We start from the raw sequence: 13,853 nt of genomic DNA, 5'->3' as shown, positions 1-13,853 counted from the left end.
AAGATTGTAGCCGATTTTGCAAAGTACTGCAAGCACATTCCTAATTTCCGCACTCAATACTAATCTCATTAAACAGACCCAAAATCTCTTCTACCGACGTTTTTTCCTTCTCTTGCCCCTTCTTATCCAGAATCACCCGTCCCTGGTGCATCATCAGCAGACGGTTCCCGTACTCTACCGCATACCGAAGATTATGAGTCACCATGATCGTCGTCAGGTTCTTTTCCTTTACCACTTCGCTGGTCAGCTCCATAATCCGATCCGCTGTCTTAGGATCCAGCGCTGCCGTATGTTCATCCAAAATCAGGAAATCGATGGGTGTCATCACCGCCATCAAAAGTGCCAGTCCCTGACGCTGTCCGCCGGACAGCGCTCCTACTTTTACCTCCAGCTTATCTTCCAGTCCCAGATTCAGCTTTCTTAATTCTTCCCGGTAAGCCTCCACTCTTGCCTTATTACTCCCTCTTCCCAAACCAAAGCGTTTTCCTTTGTTATCTGCCAACGATAGATTTTCCAATATCGTCATAGAGGGGCAGGTCCCCATTGCCGGATTCTGATAAACGCGTCCAATCTTTGCATTTCTCTGGTATTCCTTTTTTCTTGTGATATCACGCCCCTGCATCAGCACCTGACCTGATTCTAGCGGAATGCTTCCGCAGATGATATTCAGCATCGATGTTTTCCCTGAACCGTTGCTTCCAACCACCGACACGAACTCTCCTTGTTCAACCTTCAGATCAAATTGATCAAACAGGCACATTTCATTTATGGTCCCTGGGTTATAGTATTTACAAATTTTTTTCAACTCAAGCATGCTTCTTCGCCCCTCCTTTTCTCTCCATACTGAAAATCAAAACAATCAGGAACAGAACGGCCGTAATCAGCTTCATTGCATTCGGTTCAAAGTTTTTAAGAGCAATTGCCACACACACCTTATAAATAATCGAACCGATTAAAACTGCCGTTGTTGCCTTGAATACCGTCATCTTCCGAAATAGACTCGTTCCGATAATCACACTGGCAAGACCAATTACAATTGCTCCGGTTCCCATGGATATCTCAAAGACCCTTTCTTCCTGCGCAAATATACTTCCTGCCATCGCAACCAGTCCATTAGCAAGAGAAAGTCCCAGTATCTTCACATTCCCCTGATCCTTTGCAAGCGCTGTCACCAATGCCTCATTATCGCCAACTGCCCGCAGCAGATACCCGGATTTTGTCTTTAAATAAAGGTCTAGAAGCACTTTGCAGATCATCACCAGTACCAGAATCAGAATCAGCGTTGAATAAGGACGCAGACTCTTTGGAACCATTCCATCCATCAGTTTATTTTTGAAAATCGTCTTCTGTGAAAAGAGTGGTACATTGGAAGTCCCCGCGATATAAAGATTCACAGACCACAGAGCCGTCATCATAATAATCCCTGAAAGCAGATCTCTGACTTTCCCCTTTACATGAATAAGACCGGTACAGATTCCCGCCAACGCTCCTGATGCAAAGGATACCAGAAGCGTCAGATAAGGGTTCATTCCCCTGGTAATGAGCGCCGCTGTAACAGCCGCGCCCAATGGAAAGCTTCCATCCACCGTAAGATCCGGGAAATCCAACACCTTATACGTAATATATACTCCCAGTGCAAGGATTCCGTAAATCAGTCCCTGCTCAATAATCGTCACCATAAAATTCATAACTCTGTCTCCTTATTCTGCGGAAATCTCATGAAAACTTTCTACTGCATTTTTTGCCAGTTCTTCCGGTACTTCTACTCCCAAGTTTTCTGCCACCTTGGTATTGACATAGAATCCCGGCTCCGTGATAATCTCATATTTCATTTCGGATGCTTTCTTTTCTCCCTTTAATACTTTTGCTGCCATTTTCCCAGTCTGTTCACCAAGAGAAATGTAATCGATTCCTTCTGCTGCAAGACATCCAAGTTTGACCTGCTCAATCTCACTTCCAAATACCGGGATCTTCTTCTCCCCAGCCTTCTCCAAAATTGTAGCCAGTGAAGAAACCACCGTATTGTCTGTCAGATTCGTAATACAGTCCACTTCACCAAGAAGCTCATCTGTCGCCAACGGAATATCTGCAGTTGCCGTAATTCCTTTCTCTACAATCGCAAACTCATAGTCTCCCGCCAGTTTCTTATATTCTTCAATTGCAGATACAGAGTTTGCCTCGCTTGTCGTATACATAATTCCAATCTTCTTTGCATTTGGAAGGAGATTTCTGATCATCTCAAGCTGTGCTTTGATTGGAAGCTTATCAGAAGTTCCTGTCACTTCCCCAACCGCATTGCCATCCGCGTCTGCCAATTCCGCTTCTACCGGATCTGTAACTGCGGTGTAAATCACGGGGATCTCCGCATCCATTGCTACATTATATGCACTCTGCGCCGCTGGGGTTGCAATCGCACAAATCATATCTACTCCATCAGATACAAAGCTGTCGGAAATCTGTCCTGCCGTTCCCATATCTGCCGCCGCATTCTTGTAGTCTATCGTCAGATTCTCACCTTCTACAATCCCTTCACTTTCTAACCCTTTTAAAACCCCTTCCCGGCAGTTATCTAAAGAACCATGTTCTGCAAACTGCTCAATTCCAATGGTATAACTTTCTTTTCCGCTTTCCTTCTTGTCTCCAGATGATCCTGCACATCCTGTTAACATCATTGTCATCATTGCTGCTGTTAATAATCCTGCTGTTACTCTTCTTTTCATAGCTCCATTCTCCTTTTTTCATGCTGATTCTTACGCAAATGCGCTGTTTCACTTTGTTAGGAGAGAAAGTTGCCGCCATGTCCCGGAAACTAAAAAACCGCCCCAAACCTTACGGTTTGAGACGGTAATAATATACTTATTATCGCGGTACCACTCAAATTGACGAATCGTCCACTTTCTCATGTACTAACATACACTCCTGATTGATAACGGGTTCGGTTCCCGACAAGTCCTACTGTTCCTGAATTGAAATTTCAGACTGCCCTCGAAAGGCCATTCGCTCATCTGCTTCATACAGCAATCTCACCATCTGCTGTTCTCTTTGATGCCGCCTGATAAGTTACTCTTCTTTCTCAACGGTTTTGCTCTTTATATTTATCACTTTAATCCATTAAAATCGATTTGTCAATCCCTTTTTTTATTTTTATTCATCCAAAACCGGTACCGGCTCCTCATCCCATGCATCCAGATTGTTGATGTACTTCTTCGTCTCTTTTGCAATTACATTTGACAACAGAAGCACCGCAATCAAGTTCGGAATCGCCATCAACGCATTCAGAATATCTGCCAATGCCCATACAACATCAAGTGCTACAATTGGTGCGATTGCTGCAACTGCAACATAGAGAATACGATATGGCACCAGTCCCTTTTTCCCTGCAAAATACTCAACCGCACGCTCTCCGTAATATGCCCATCCAAGAATCGTAGAGTAGGCAAAACAGATAATTCCAAGCGTCAGAATAATCGGTCCAAGAACTGGAATCTGTCCAAATGCCAATGTCGTAAGAATACCACCATCTTCGATCTGATCCGCATTAATCGCCGGATTCTTCATAATCGTGGAAACCAAAACCAAACCTGTCAATGCACATACCACTACCGTGTCCCAAACAGTTCCTGTAGAAGATACCAATGCCTGACGAACCGGATTTCTTGTCTGTGCTGCCGCTGCTGCGATTGGCGCAGAACCCATACCAGATTCATTGGAGAATAATCCTCTCGCAATACCATACTGCATTGCCAGACGAATACCGCTTCCTACCAGACCGCCTGCTGCTGCGCCCGGTGTAAAGGCAAGCTTAAAAATAGTGGACAATGCCGGAATAATATAATCATAGTTGATTCCCAGAATGATAATACATCCAAGTACATAGAAAATCGCCATAAACGGAACTAACTTTTCACAAACTTTTGCAATAGACTTAATTCCGCCAAAGATTACGATTGCCGTTAATACTGCCACTGCGATACCAACCGCCGCCTTTGGAATACCAACGTTCTCCTGAACGATATTAGCAATTGCATTTACCTGTGTTGCACATCCGATACCAAAAGAGGCAAATGCTGCAAAGATTGCGAAGATAAGTCCCAAGGCTTTTCCCAGACCTTTCCACTTCAGTCCCCTGGAAAGTGCGTACATCGCGCCGCCCTGCATACGCCCGTCTTTTGTCTTTACCCGGTACTTAACTGCAATCAATGACTCAGAATACTTGGTTGCAATTCCAAATACACCAGACAGCCAACACCACAGAACTGCTCCCGGACCTCCAAGTGCAATTGCCGTACCAACACCGACAATATTACCAGTTCCGATCGTTGCTGCCAAAGCGGTTGTCAATGCACCAAAGTTGGATACTTCACCTTCTGCTTCCGGATCTTTCGTAACGGACAATTTAATTCCTTTACTGAAAGTCTTTCTCTGAATGAATCCGGTTCGAATCGTCATAAAGATATGCGTTCCGAACAACAAGATGATCAGCCACCACCCCCAAATAATGCCGTCCACTTTGTAAATCCAATCTGCAATCTGTCCAAACATACTATGCCCCCTTTTCCTTTAAGTTTTGTTGTGCACCTTCCACTCACGAAATTAATTGTTAATTCATTCTACCTTAATACTTTTAAAATAGCAATAATAGTTACAGAAATGACATTCTTTTTGTTTATTTCTACTTATTTGATAGAATATTTGCATTTTATTTTGTGTTAATTATATAACAATCATATTTTATATATATTCTCTGATTATTCATACTATTCTGGAGGTATCACCGATATCCGAACAAGCTTATTGGCCGATTTTAACAGATTCTCCCGGTAAGTTAAATTCTTATAACGGTGAATCTGTTTTACCGTAACTCCCATCTGTCCTGCTGTCTCTTCCTCATTAGCACCATAAGCAAACAGTGTTACTCCGCAGGTATTACGGATACTCTGCGCACTATAACAGGGAATTCCTGCCTGCATCTCATATTTTTTCAACATCCTGCTGATATACATCAAATTCAACACATCTCCGCGCCGGTTACGGAACAGATACCCCTGTGGCTGACACACCTCCAAATAATGAAGCAGAACCTTTGCTGCATCTTCCGGAACATAACTTGGCGCCTTTCGCCCCGGTACCGCTAGATACATTCCATTATCATAAAGCAGAATATTTTTCACCTTCATTTCTGTAATCTCCCTTGACGTAAGTCCTGCCCGATACAAAAGTGTAATAATTGTATAGGATGCTTCATCCTCCCTGGCCGCCGCTAAAAGTCTGTCGATATCCGCAATCGGAACCGACCTCGCATAACGTTCCTGCTTTGCCAGATAAGGAAGATATCCTGCGTAAACATCCGAATAACTTTTCGGAATCTGATACTTTTCCCGATGCTCGCACAAATAGGCCGCAAAGGAATGATATTCTTTAAATTTCTTTGCCATTGTAGCGGGACTGATTCGCCCAGCCTTCGTCCTCTCCTTCAATTCTTCATAAAAGGCCTTTACCTCTTTTGCCGTAATCTCCTGAAAATCTTTCCGACAATAAGCCATCAATTCTTCAATATCTGCAAGATAAGACCCCTTCGTCGTTTCGCTTTTAAAATGTGCAATATAGTCCGGCCAGATTTGATTTTTCAGTTTTTTCGATGCATAACTGCTTTTCATAAGACGGTCCCTCCCTCCTTGTCTGCTTTTTCCGCGAAGCGGATTCCCTAGAAATGTTAGAAGTATTACTCATACTATAACATTTTTTGTGTAAAAGAAAAGACTTTTACAAGCCTTTTCCCAATAAATATTTTGCCTGTTCTAGATCTTTCTGGTGTACAAACACTTCATATTCATACATCAGCTCCATGGACTGCCCAAAGCTTCCCGTCCGTCCGCGAACGGTACCTTCCCGTCCTGCCCAGCTTCCCGCCTGATTCTTTACTTTGTAGGTATAGTCAATATGGTTCTGCGCCAGGCATTCCCGCACCTGTGCACACTTCTGCATATCAAAACCGATATATACACTCCTGCAGTTCCAAACTGCGATCATATTTTCCTCCCCTCCGTCTCTACGAAAGAAGTCTTAAAAATTCGGTGTTCCTTCCAAATCATACGGTGTTACCTGGTATACGTAATAATTCAGCCAGTTGGTGTACAGATTATTCGCTGTCGCTCTCCACGTCAGAAGCGGCTTCTTGGTTGGATCATCGTTTTCATAATAATTCTTCGGCACCTCAATCTCCAGACCTTTACCAAGATCTCTTTTATATTCTCCATCTAACGTAATCCGGTCATACTCAGGGTGTCCCATTACAAAAATCTTGCGCCCCTCTTCTGCCATCGCAAGAAACAGACCTGCTTCCTGTGACTCTGCAAGAACCGTCAACCTTTCCTCTGCACGGATCTGATCCATCGGAATCTCCGTGTGTCTGGAATGCGGCGCCATAAATACATCGTCAAATCCTCTAACCAAAGGAATTCTTCGATTCATCACCCGATGTTCAAAGATTCCGAACATTTTATGATCCAGCTGCACTTTATTAATTCCATAATGATAATAAATGCCCGCCTGCGCTCCCCAGCACAAATGCAGGGTAGATGTCACATGGCTTTTCGTCCACTCCATAATTTCTGTCAGTTCTTCCCAGTAATCTACCTCTTCAAACGGCATCTGCTCTACCGGTGCTCCAGTAATAATAAATCCATCAAATTTCTGATTCTTAATCTCTGAAAACTTCTGATAAAACTTATTCAGATGGCTGGTCGGCGTATTCTTAGACTGGTGACTTGACACCGTCACAAAAGAGACGTCCACCTGCAGCGGCGTATTGGATAAAGACCTGAGAATCTGAAGCTCTGTGTCTTCTTTTAATGGCATCAAATTTAAGAGACCTATTTTGATAGGTCGGATATCCTGATGCGTTGCGCGGTGTTCATCCATTACGAATATATTTTCTTTCTCTAAAATCTCCTTTACCGGAAGATCATTCTGTACACGAATTGGCATATGTTATTTCCCTCCTTGCTCCATTTCCTGTTCCTTTACATGGCGGTATTTTCCATTGCTGTCCACATAACTTAGGGCATCATAATTCTGCGAATCTACCGGTAGCTTCTTCTTTTCCAATCGATTGTTCATCAACATTTCCACAATATAATACAAAACTGCAAACGTCGGGACACCCATAATCATTCCTGCAAATCCGAACAAGCCTCCTCCCAGCAAAATGGCAACAATTACCCAAAATGCAGACAAGCCTGTCGAGTTTCCAAGAATCTTCGGTCCCAAAATATTTCCATCAAACTGCTGCAAAAGTAGAATGAAAATCACAAAATAAATTCCCTTCAGCGGATCAGACAGCATAATCAGAACTGTACTTGGAATTGCACCGATATAAGGTCCGAAAAACGGAATAACATTTGTCACGCCAACGATTACACTGACCAGCATTACATACGGCATATCCAAAATACTAAGTCCAAAGAAGCAAAGAACTCCGATAATCGCAGAATCAATAAGCTTTCCGATGATAAACCCGCCAAAGATCTCATTACTCTTCGTCGTCAGATGCAGTACAAAATTCGCATGTCTTGGTGAAAACATCGCATAGATGCATTTTTTACACTGACTGGAAAACGTCTCCTTGCTGAACAGAATATAAACCGATACAATCACACCGATCAATGCATTGAAAATCTCATTCAGAAGATTGATCACACCCTCTGTCAGATTCGTCATCAATGCATTGGTTCTGGCCAGAAGGTCAGTACGCAGCCATTCCTGCAGCATATTCGTGCCCTCTTCTAACGCTGTCTTCATCAATTTTCCCGTCGTGGAATCGTCAATCTCAATTCCGTTTAGACTCTGAATCAAGTCATTTAACTGTCCCGGAAGGGTAAAAATCATGTTGCGGATACTGGAATATAATTCCGGAATCAGCAGGTTGAACAGCGTAACAATCAATACCGTCATCAAAATCAGTGAAGCCAGAATCCCGATTCCCCTCGTCAGCTTCAACGCTTGTTCCGGCTTTTTCATATGCTTTTCCAACTGCGGCCGCAAATATGTATCAATCTTTTTCACCAGCGGATTCAGAAGATACGCGATCACACATCCATACACCACCGGTTTTAACACGTTAAAAACCTTGTTCAGCACTCCTGAAATATCCGTCATCCTAAGCAATGCAAAGTAGAACAGCAGACTGGCTGCAACGACCAGAAAAAATGTCATCCCTCTGCTGAATTGCTGTCTAAGCTTAGATGGTCCTCCCATTCCAAGCTTCGGTCTGCCGGCATAATATGCGCGCTCTTTCTCCGCTTCTGTCTGTGATTTTATTTCTTCTTTTTTTTCTTCCTGATTCATGCAATACACCCTCGTTTTCTACATATAGAACAATTATAACCTTCCGGCATATATGCGTCAAGACGCAACGAAATGGACGACACAAAAAAAGGAGAGACTTTTCAAATCGTCTCTCCTTGTCCTTTAAGATCCACACGAAAAGGTTGCACACTCTGTCTGCTCACATTTGCAGGCGCTGCTTCCCTCTACGCTGATTTTTCCGGCATGACAGTTACAGTCTTTATTGTACATACATTCCACCGCTTTGCAGTCGATCTCACTCTTCGGAGACGCTTCACCGGTTACATTGCTGTAGGAATCGGCAGTACGTTCCTCGAAGCTGTCACAGCAAGTCTCACCGGAACGCTTTGCACCACTTCCTCCCACTACAATCTGATCTAAATCACAATAAAAGTTTTTGTTGTGTGTACAAGTCTGTACCGTACATTTTAATTCTGGCATAATAATCCCTCCTGTTACAATGATCAGTAATTATTATGCCCACTTTTTTCTGTCTTACCCGTAAAATTTAATCTTCTTTGGTCACTTCTCTCTGCGTCTTTGTATCAATTTCTTCCCGAATCGCACTGATAAAATCAGCAATGCTCTTCTGTCCTTCATCTCCTGCAAAACGGCTTCTGACAGATACCAGAGAACTTTCTTCCTCTTTTGCTCCTACTACCAGCATATATGGAATCTTCTGCATCTGAGCTTCACGAATCTTATATCCGATTTTTTCTGCTCTCTCATCAATTTCTGCACGAATTCCTACTGCTTCCAACTCTTTCAAGACCTTCTGTCCGTATTCCAAGTGTTTCTCAGAGATTGGAAGTACCTTCACCTGTACCGGTGCAAGCCATGTTGGGAACGCACCTGCAAAATGTTCAATCAAAATACCGATAAAACGTTCAATGGAACCAAATGCCACACGGTGAATCATAATCGGGCGATGTTTTTCTCCGTCTGCTCCTGTGTATTCCAGCTCAAATCTCTGCGGCATCTGCATATCCAGCTGAATCGTTCCACACTGCCAGGTTCTTCCGATAGAGTCTTCCAGATGGAAGTCAATCTTCGGTCCATAGAATGCGCCGTCTCCTTCATTTACCACATAATCAAGTCCTAAGTCCTCCAGCGCTCCACGAAGTCCTTCGGTTGCAAGTTTCCAATCTTCATCGCTTCCCATGCTGTCTTCCGGACGTGTAGAAAGTTCAACATGATACTTAAATCCAAATAGACTGTAAACCTCATCAATCAGACGGGCAACCCCCTTGATCTCCTCACGAATCTGATCTGGCATCATAAAGATATGTGCATCATCCTGCGTAAAGCAGCGAACACGGAACAATCCATGCAGTGCTCCTGATTTCTCATGTCTGTGTACCAGACCCAGTTCTCCTGCACGAAGCGGCAGATCTTTATAGGAACGTGGTTCTGATTTATATACCAGCATTCCGCCTGGGCAGTTCATCGGTTTTACTGCGAAATCTTCTTCATCAATTACCGTTGTATACATATTGTCTTTGTAGTGATCCCAATGTCCGGAATTCTCCCACAAGTGTCTGCTTAAGATGATCGGTGTGGAAATCTCCACATAACCGTTTCTCTTATGGAGGTCTCTCCAGTAATCGAGCAGCGTATTCTTAAGCACCATTCCCTTTGGCAGGAAGAATGGGAAGCCTGGTCCCTCATCGCACATCATAAATAAGCCAAGCTCTTTTCCTAACTTTCTGTGGTCACGCTTCTTCGCCTCTTCCAGCCTGTGCAGATACTCTTCCAGCTCCGCTTTCTTTGGATAAGAGATTCCATAGATTCTGGTCAGCATCTTATTCTTCTCATCGCCGCGCCAATAAGCACCTGCAAGGCTTGTCAATTTCACAGCCTTTACCGTCTTCGTAGACATCAGATGCGGTCCTGCACACAGGTCCGTAAACTCTCCCTGTTTATAGAAGCTGATCTCTTCTCCTTCCGGAAGATCCTCTACCAGTTCTACCTTATATGGTTCCTCATTCTCTTTGAAATATGCAATAGCTTCTTCTCTTGGCATCGTGAAACGTTCAATCGGAAGCGCTTCTTTTGCAATTTTCTTCATCTCAGCTTCAATTTTTTCCAGGTCTTCCGGCACAAATGGTGTCTCTCTATCTAAATCGTAATAGAAACCATTATCAATGGATGGTCCAATTGCCAGCTTTGTCTCCGGATACAGGCGCTTTACTGCCTGTGCCAGAATATGGGATGTCGTATGCCAGAACGCACCCTTTCCTTCTTCTGAATCAAAAGTCAGAAGTTCCAGTTCACAGTCTTTCGTAACTTCTGTTCTCAGATCAACAATCTCCCCATCCACTTTCGCAGCTGTTGCCACTCTTGCAAGACCTTCACTGATATCCTTTGCGATATCCAGCACGGACATGCTCTGCGCATATTCTTTGACAGATCCGTCTTTTAATGTAATTTTCATACGTCATTTCCTCTCTTTTACTTTTGTTTTATTTTCATGGTCTTATCGACCTTTTTGAACCGTTTTAAACTGTTCTCGCACTGCAGCCGTCCGGGTGAAGCCGGGACCAGCCGCTCTGCGGAATTGTGCCGATTCTGTACATATCTTCCTCGGAAATTTCAAAATCAAACACATCCTGATTCTGTTTCATCCTCTCATATGCAGAAGATTTTGGAAGCGGTACGATGCCTCTTTGCAACGCATAGCGAATACAGATCTGCGCCACTGACACGTGATATTTTTCTGAAAGCTTCAAAAGAACCGGATGGTCTAAAAGAGCGCTCCGACCGATCGGACTCCATGCCTGCACCAGAATGTCCCGCTCTTTGCAATACTGCACCGTCAATTCCTGGGTATACCCCGGATGAAATTCAATCTGATTCACCATCGGTTTGATCTTGCTATGCTTCATCAGATTCTCCAGATGATAAGGAAGAAAATTGCTGACTCCGATTGCCCTTACGCGCCCCTCCTCGTACAGCTCTTCCAACCCTCTCCAAGTCTCAAGATCCAGTTTTTCCCAATCCTCATATCCATCTTCCGGAAGAGGCCAGTGAATCAGGTAGAGATCCAAATAATCCGTCTGAAGTCTTTTTAGCGATTCTTCAAATGCCTGTCTGACCTTCTCATATCCCATCTCCGTCTTCCACGCTTTGGAAGTCAGGAACAAATCCTCTCTTTTTACTTTGGACTCCTGAATCGCTTCTGCCAAATACTCCTCGGTTCCATAAAAGGACGCTGTATCAAAATACCGATACCCGGCATCCAGCGCTGTTTTTATCACTTCCGCGCTCTTCCCGTCCGCCGCTTTATAGGTCCCGAATCCAATACAGGGATTCTTCACCCCGTTTCTAAGTTCATATCCGTCATACATATTGTTCATACTGCCGTCTCCTATAAATAAAAAGCCCCCTACAGCTATAGCTGTAAGGGACGAGTTCACATTTCTCGCGGTTCCACCCTGCTTGAACCGGCACACATGCCGGAACCACTTCATTTTACGATGGTAACGGAATCACCGGACTGGTTCACAGTCACTCAGAGGTGGTCTTCAGTTGGTTTCCGATTAAGAAGCTCGCAGCCCATGGCTTCCCTCTCTGCAAATCTTTCTCCAGCCTACTCTTCTCTTCAACGTGTTGCAATATATGTTACTATTATATCACGGAAGATCACTTTGTCAACCACATCTTCCAGATGGCAAAACATTCCCGCACCATGTAATTCACGAACAATACCGGATTACATCCTGCTGCAATCGGGCATACATTGGAATAACCTGCCGCCTTCGCATACTGAAGCGCTCGATACAAATGGAAATTATTGGACACAATCCCTACCGGGCATCCACTCTCCTTTATAAGCGCCGCTGAAAACAACAGATTTTCCTTCGTCGTTCTTGACTGATCTTCCTGGGAAATGCGCTCTTTTGCAATCCCGTTTTCCATTAAATAGGACGCCATTGCTTCCGCTTCTGAAAGATCCTCTCCTTTGCCTCTGCCTCCGGACACAATCACCAAAGTCTCCTCATTTTGAACCAGATATTCTCTCGCACGGTCAAGTCTGCGCTTCAGGGAATCGGTAATCCGTCTTCCCGAAACCTGAGCTCCCAGTACAATCAGATACCGACATGGTTCCTTTTCACCCCTGCGCATCCCACTGCCAATCAGAAGGCAGGTAAAAAGGACTGTCAGGACAAAAACGAGCAAAAGAATACCAAAAATCCCCATGCATCCAAGTCTTTCTGCCACAAAGCTTCCTAACAGCAGAAAAATTCCTGCTGCCAGCCAAAAGCTCGAAAACGTAGAGTTCCACTTACGAAGCGTACACGCAATCAAAAAATAGTACCCCAGACACAGAACTCCTGCCACACAGAAAATTATCTGCCACAGCATTTCTTATATTTCTTTCCGGAACCGCACGGACACGGATCATTTCTTCCGATCTTCTTCTCCTTGCGAATCGTTGTAGACTCCTTCTGCTCCTTGTACAGTCTCTTTAATTCTTCTTCAGAATAAATCTCTTTCCACTGTGGAAGTTCATACAGCCAGTCTGCCTTTGCAGCAACCATATTCTTATACAGTTTCTCCTTGTCAAATGCAAGGCTTACAACCGTATCTTCTTCCATCGTCTCAATTGGATTTTCTTCCTTCAGACTTTCATTGATTCCATCCAAAAATCCAACCATAGTGAGAACTTCCTGTCCATATTTCTCAGCCAGTTCTTTTACAGTTCCCTTTACTTCCTCGTCCGGATTTGTCAAAAGCTTTTCATAAATTTCTTTTTCAATCTGAAAATAAGTTCCCCAGAATCTCTGAAGCTGCCCTCTGTCAGCAGTCTCATCATAAGCAATATCTCTCCACTGATCTAATAATGTACGACTCATATTCTTGTACTCCTTTGTATATTCATTTGCAATTTTTCATCGCTCTTTATATAATATACTAAAGTCTTGTATAGATGTAAAGGATGATTTGTGATGAAAAAATGGAAACGTATTATTGCCCTTGCGGGCGCAGTGCTTCTTGTAATCATGTATGGATGTACTCTCATCCTTGCATTAACCGACCAGTCAGAGACGATGGGGCTTTTTAAAGCATCTGTTGCCTGTACCATTATTATCCCGGTGCTTCTCTACGCCTATACACTGGTCTACCGTCTTACGCGTCACGATAAAGATGACGATGATACGACGTAATATTCATATGGAGTCAGACCGCTCTGCCTAGTGCGGTCTGGCTTTCTTACTTTTTTCCTTCTATTTAGGTATTCTTCCATAGAAATCACTTCCGGTTCCGGTACAACCCATTCTCTCTTATGCATATTCATACCTCCGTTTCCCTATTATTTATACTCTTCTTATCTTCTCCCCAAGGCCAATCCTGCACTCTATCATTATATGAGCACATTCTCTATTATATGCAGCGTTTGTGACTAGAATATGGCAGAAATCTAAAAGAAACATTAGGAATTCCTTAAGGCGCTTCTATGCAAAAAACAGGAAAACCCCGCATTTTGCGCAGTCTTCCTGTTCTTT

15 protein-coding genes and 1 other annotated feature are annotated in these 13,853 nt (G+C 43.6%); of the genes, 1 reads left to right on the top strand and 14 read right to left on the bottom strand.

Features of this window, described 5'->3' with window-relative positions; all coding sequences use genetic code 11:
- Positions 1 to 40: 40 nt before the first annotated feature.
- From WKT00_RS01175 to WKT00_RS01115, 13 genes are all read right to left on the bottom strand, one after another.
- On the bottom strand, positions 41 to 814 hold the full coding sequence (locus WKT00_RS01175) for an ABC transporter ATP-binding protein (RefSeq protein ID WP_101694542.1): 774 nt from the start codon (positions 812 to 814) through the stop codon (positions 41 to 43).
- Positions 807 to 1,688 (bottom strand): ABC transporter permease, encoded by an 882-nt coding sequence (locus WKT00_RS01170; protein ID WP_340260422.1) that lies wholly within the window; start codon positions 1,686 to 1,688, stop codon positions 807 to 809. The genes WKT00_RS01175 and WKT00_RS01170 overlap by 8 nt, the downstream gene beginning before the upstream one ends.
- Positions 1,689 to 1,700: 12 nt before the next feature.
- On the bottom strand, positions 1,701 to 2,720 hold the full coding sequence (locus tag WKT00_RS01165) for an ABC transporter substrate-binding protein (RefSeq protein WP_101694544.1): 1,020 nt from the start codon (positions 2,718 to 2,720) through the stop codon (positions 1,701 to 1,703).
- A gap of 114 nt (positions 2,721 to 2,834) precedes the next feature.
- Positions 2,835 to 3,086, bottom strand: a binding site (T-box leader).
- A gap of 58 nt (positions 3,087 to 3,144) precedes the next feature.
- Positions 3,145 to 4,542, bottom strand: a complete 1,398-nt coding sequence (locus tag WKT00_RS01160; protein WP_101694545.1) for an alanine/glycine:cation symporter family protein — start codon at positions 4,540 to 4,542, stop codon at positions 3,145 to 3,147.
- Between the two features lie 215 nt (positions 4,543 to 4,757).
- Positions 4,758 to 5,657, bottom strand: a complete 900-nt coding sequence (locus WKT00_RS01155; RefSeq protein ID WP_101694546.1) for a tyrosine-type recombinase/integrase — start codon at positions 5,655 to 5,657, stop codon at positions 4,758 to 4,760.
- Positions 5,658 to 5,763: 106 nt separating this feature from the next.
- Complete coding sequence (locus WKT00_RS01150) at positions 5,764 to 6,030, bottom strand: hypothetical protein (protein WP_340260415.1); 267 nt, start codon at positions 6,028 to 6,030, stop codon at positions 5,764 to 5,766.
- A 33-nt stretch (positions 6,031 to 6,063) separates the two neighbouring features.
- On the bottom strand, positions 6,064 to 6,987 hold the full coding sequence (metA, locus tag WKT00_RS01145; RefSeq protein WP_101694548.1) for a homoserine O-acetyltransferase MetA: 924 nt from the start codon (positions 6,985 to 6,987) through the stop codon (positions 6,064 to 6,066).
- 3 nt (positions 6,988 to 6,990) lie between these two features.
- Positions 6,991 to 8,346 (bottom strand): AI-2E family transporter, encoded by a 1,356-nt coding sequence (locus tag WKT00_RS01140; protein ID WP_340260412.1) that lies wholly within the window; start codon positions 8,344 to 8,346, stop codon positions 6,991 to 6,993.
- Between the two features lie 123 nt (positions 8,347 to 8,469).
- On the bottom strand, positions 8,470 to 8,787 hold the full coding sequence (locus tag WKT00_RS01135; RefSeq protein WP_101694550.1) for a DUF1540 domain-containing protein: 318 nt from the start codon (positions 8,785 to 8,787) through the stop codon (positions 8,470 to 8,472).
- Positions 8,788 to 8,854: 67 nt separating this feature from the next.
- The gene (thrS, locus tag WKT00_RS01130) at positions 8,855 to 10,780 is read right to left on the bottom strand and encodes a threonine--tRNA ligase (RefSeq protein ID WP_101694551.1); all 1,926 of its coding nucleotides are present in this window, start codon (positions 10,778 to 10,780) and stop codon (positions 8,855 to 8,857) included.
- Positions 10,781 to 10,844: 64 nt separating this feature from the next.
- A complete protein-coding gene (locus tag WKT00_RS01125; protein WP_340260409.1) occupies positions 10,845 to 11,702 on the bottom strand; it encodes an aldo/keto reductase in 858 nt (285 codons plus the stop codon).
- A gap of 286 nt (positions 11,703 to 11,988) precedes the next feature.
- A complete protein-coding gene (locus tag WKT00_RS01120; protein ID WP_340260407.1) occupies positions 11,989 to 12,711 on the bottom strand; it encodes a YdcF family protein in 723 nt (240 codons plus the stop codon).
- On the bottom strand, positions 12,696 to 13,202 hold the full coding sequence (locus WKT00_RS01115) for an SEC-C metal-binding domain-containing protein (RefSeq protein WP_101694554.1): 507 nt from the start codon (positions 13,200 to 13,202) through the stop codon (positions 12,696 to 12,698). The genes WKT00_RS01120 and WKT00_RS01115 overlap by 16 nt, the downstream gene beginning before the upstream one ends.
- Before the next feature lie 93 nt (positions 13,203 to 13,295).
- Between WKT00_RS01115 and WKT00_RS01110 the strand changes: the two genes are divergently transcribed.
- Entirely contained in the window at positions 13,296 to 13,514 is a 219-nt protein-coding gene (locus WKT00_RS01110) for a hypothetical protein (protein WP_173814157.1), read from the top strand.
- On the opposite strand, the gene WKT00_RS01105 is transcribed toward WKT00_RS01110, so the two are convergent.
- A complete protein-coding gene (locus WKT00_RS01105; protein ID WP_200816236.1) occupies positions 13,484 to 13,639 on the bottom strand; it encodes a hypothetical protein in 156 nt (51 codons plus the stop codon). The two genes, WKT00_RS01110 and WKT00_RS01105, sit on opposite strands and share 31 nt — an antisense overlap.
- Between the last annotated feature and the right edge of the window lie 214 nt (positions 13,640 to 13,853).

It is taken from the genome of Dorea sp. ICN-14282 (assembly GCF_037890115.1).
GTDB classification, from domain to species: domain Bacteria; phylum Bacillota; class Clostridia; order Lachnospirales; family Lachnospiraceae; genus Dorea_B; species Dorea_B phocaeensis.
The sequence above is the reverse complement of the archived record's forward strand: the minus strand, read 5'-3'. Positions and strand labels throughout refer to the sequence as shown.

Excerpts from the sequence above, each read along its gene's own strand:
- WKT00_RS01175 (WP_101694542.1), bottom strand. The coding sequence starts at position 814 with ATGCTTGAGTTGAAAAAAATTTGTAAATACTATAACCCAGGGACCATA.
- WKT00_RS01170 (WP_340260422.1), bottom strand. The coding sequence starts at position 1,688 with ATGAATTTTATGGTGACGATTATTGAGCAGGGACTGATTTACGGAATC.
- WKT00_RS01165 (WP_101694544.1), bottom strand. The coding sequence starts at position 2,720 with ATGAAAAGAAGAGTAACAGCAGGATTATTAACAGCAGCAATGATGACA.
- WKT00_RS01160 (WP_101694545.1), bottom strand. The coding sequence starts at position 4,542 with ATGTTTGGACAGATTGCAGATTGGATTTACAAAGTGGACGGCATTATT.
- WKT00_RS01155 (WP_101694546.1), bottom strand. The coding sequence starts at position 5,657 with ATGAAAAGCAGTTATGCATCGAAAAAACTGAAAAATCAAATCTGGCCG.
- WKT00_RS01150 (WP_340260415.1), bottom strand. The coding sequence starts at position 6,030 with ATGATCGCAGTTTGGAACTGCAGGAGTGTATATATCGGTTTTGATATG.
- metA (WP_101694548.1), bottom strand. The coding sequence starts at position 6,987 with ATGCCAATTCGTGTACAGAATGATCTTCCGGTAAAGGAGATTTTAGAG.
- WKT00_RS01140 (WP_340260412.1), bottom strand. The coding sequence starts at position 8,346 with ATGAATCAGGAAGAAAAAAAAGAAGAAATAAAATCACAGACAGAAGCG.
- WKT00_RS01135 (WP_101694550.1), bottom strand. The coding sequence starts at position 8,787 with ATGCCAGAATTAAAATGTACGGTACAGACTTGTACACACAACAAAAAC.
- thrS (WP_101694551.1), bottom strand. The coding sequence starts at position 10,780 with ATGAAAATTACATTAAAAGACGGATCTGTCAAAGAATATGCGCAGAGC.
- WKT00_RS01125 (WP_340260409.1), bottom strand. The coding sequence starts at position 11,702 with ATGAACAATATGTATGACGGATATGAACTTAGAAACGGGGTGAAGAAT.
- WKT00_RS01120 (WP_340260407.1), bottom strand. The coding sequence starts at position 12,711 with ATGCTGTGGCAGATAATTTTCTGTGTGGCAGGAGTTCTGTGTCTGGGG.
- WKT00_RS01115 (WP_101694554.1), bottom strand. The coding sequence starts at position 13,202 with ATGAGTCGTACATTATTAGATCAGTGGAGAGATATTGCTTATGATGAG.
- WKT00_RS01110 (WP_173814157.1), top strand. The coding sequence starts at position 13,296 with ATGAAAAAATGGAAACGTATTATTGCCCTTGCGGGCGCAGTGCTTCTT.
- WKT00_RS01105 (WP_200816236.1), bottom strand. The coding sequence starts at position 13,639 with ATGCATAAGAGAGAATGGGTTGTACCGGAACCGGAAGTGATTTCTATG.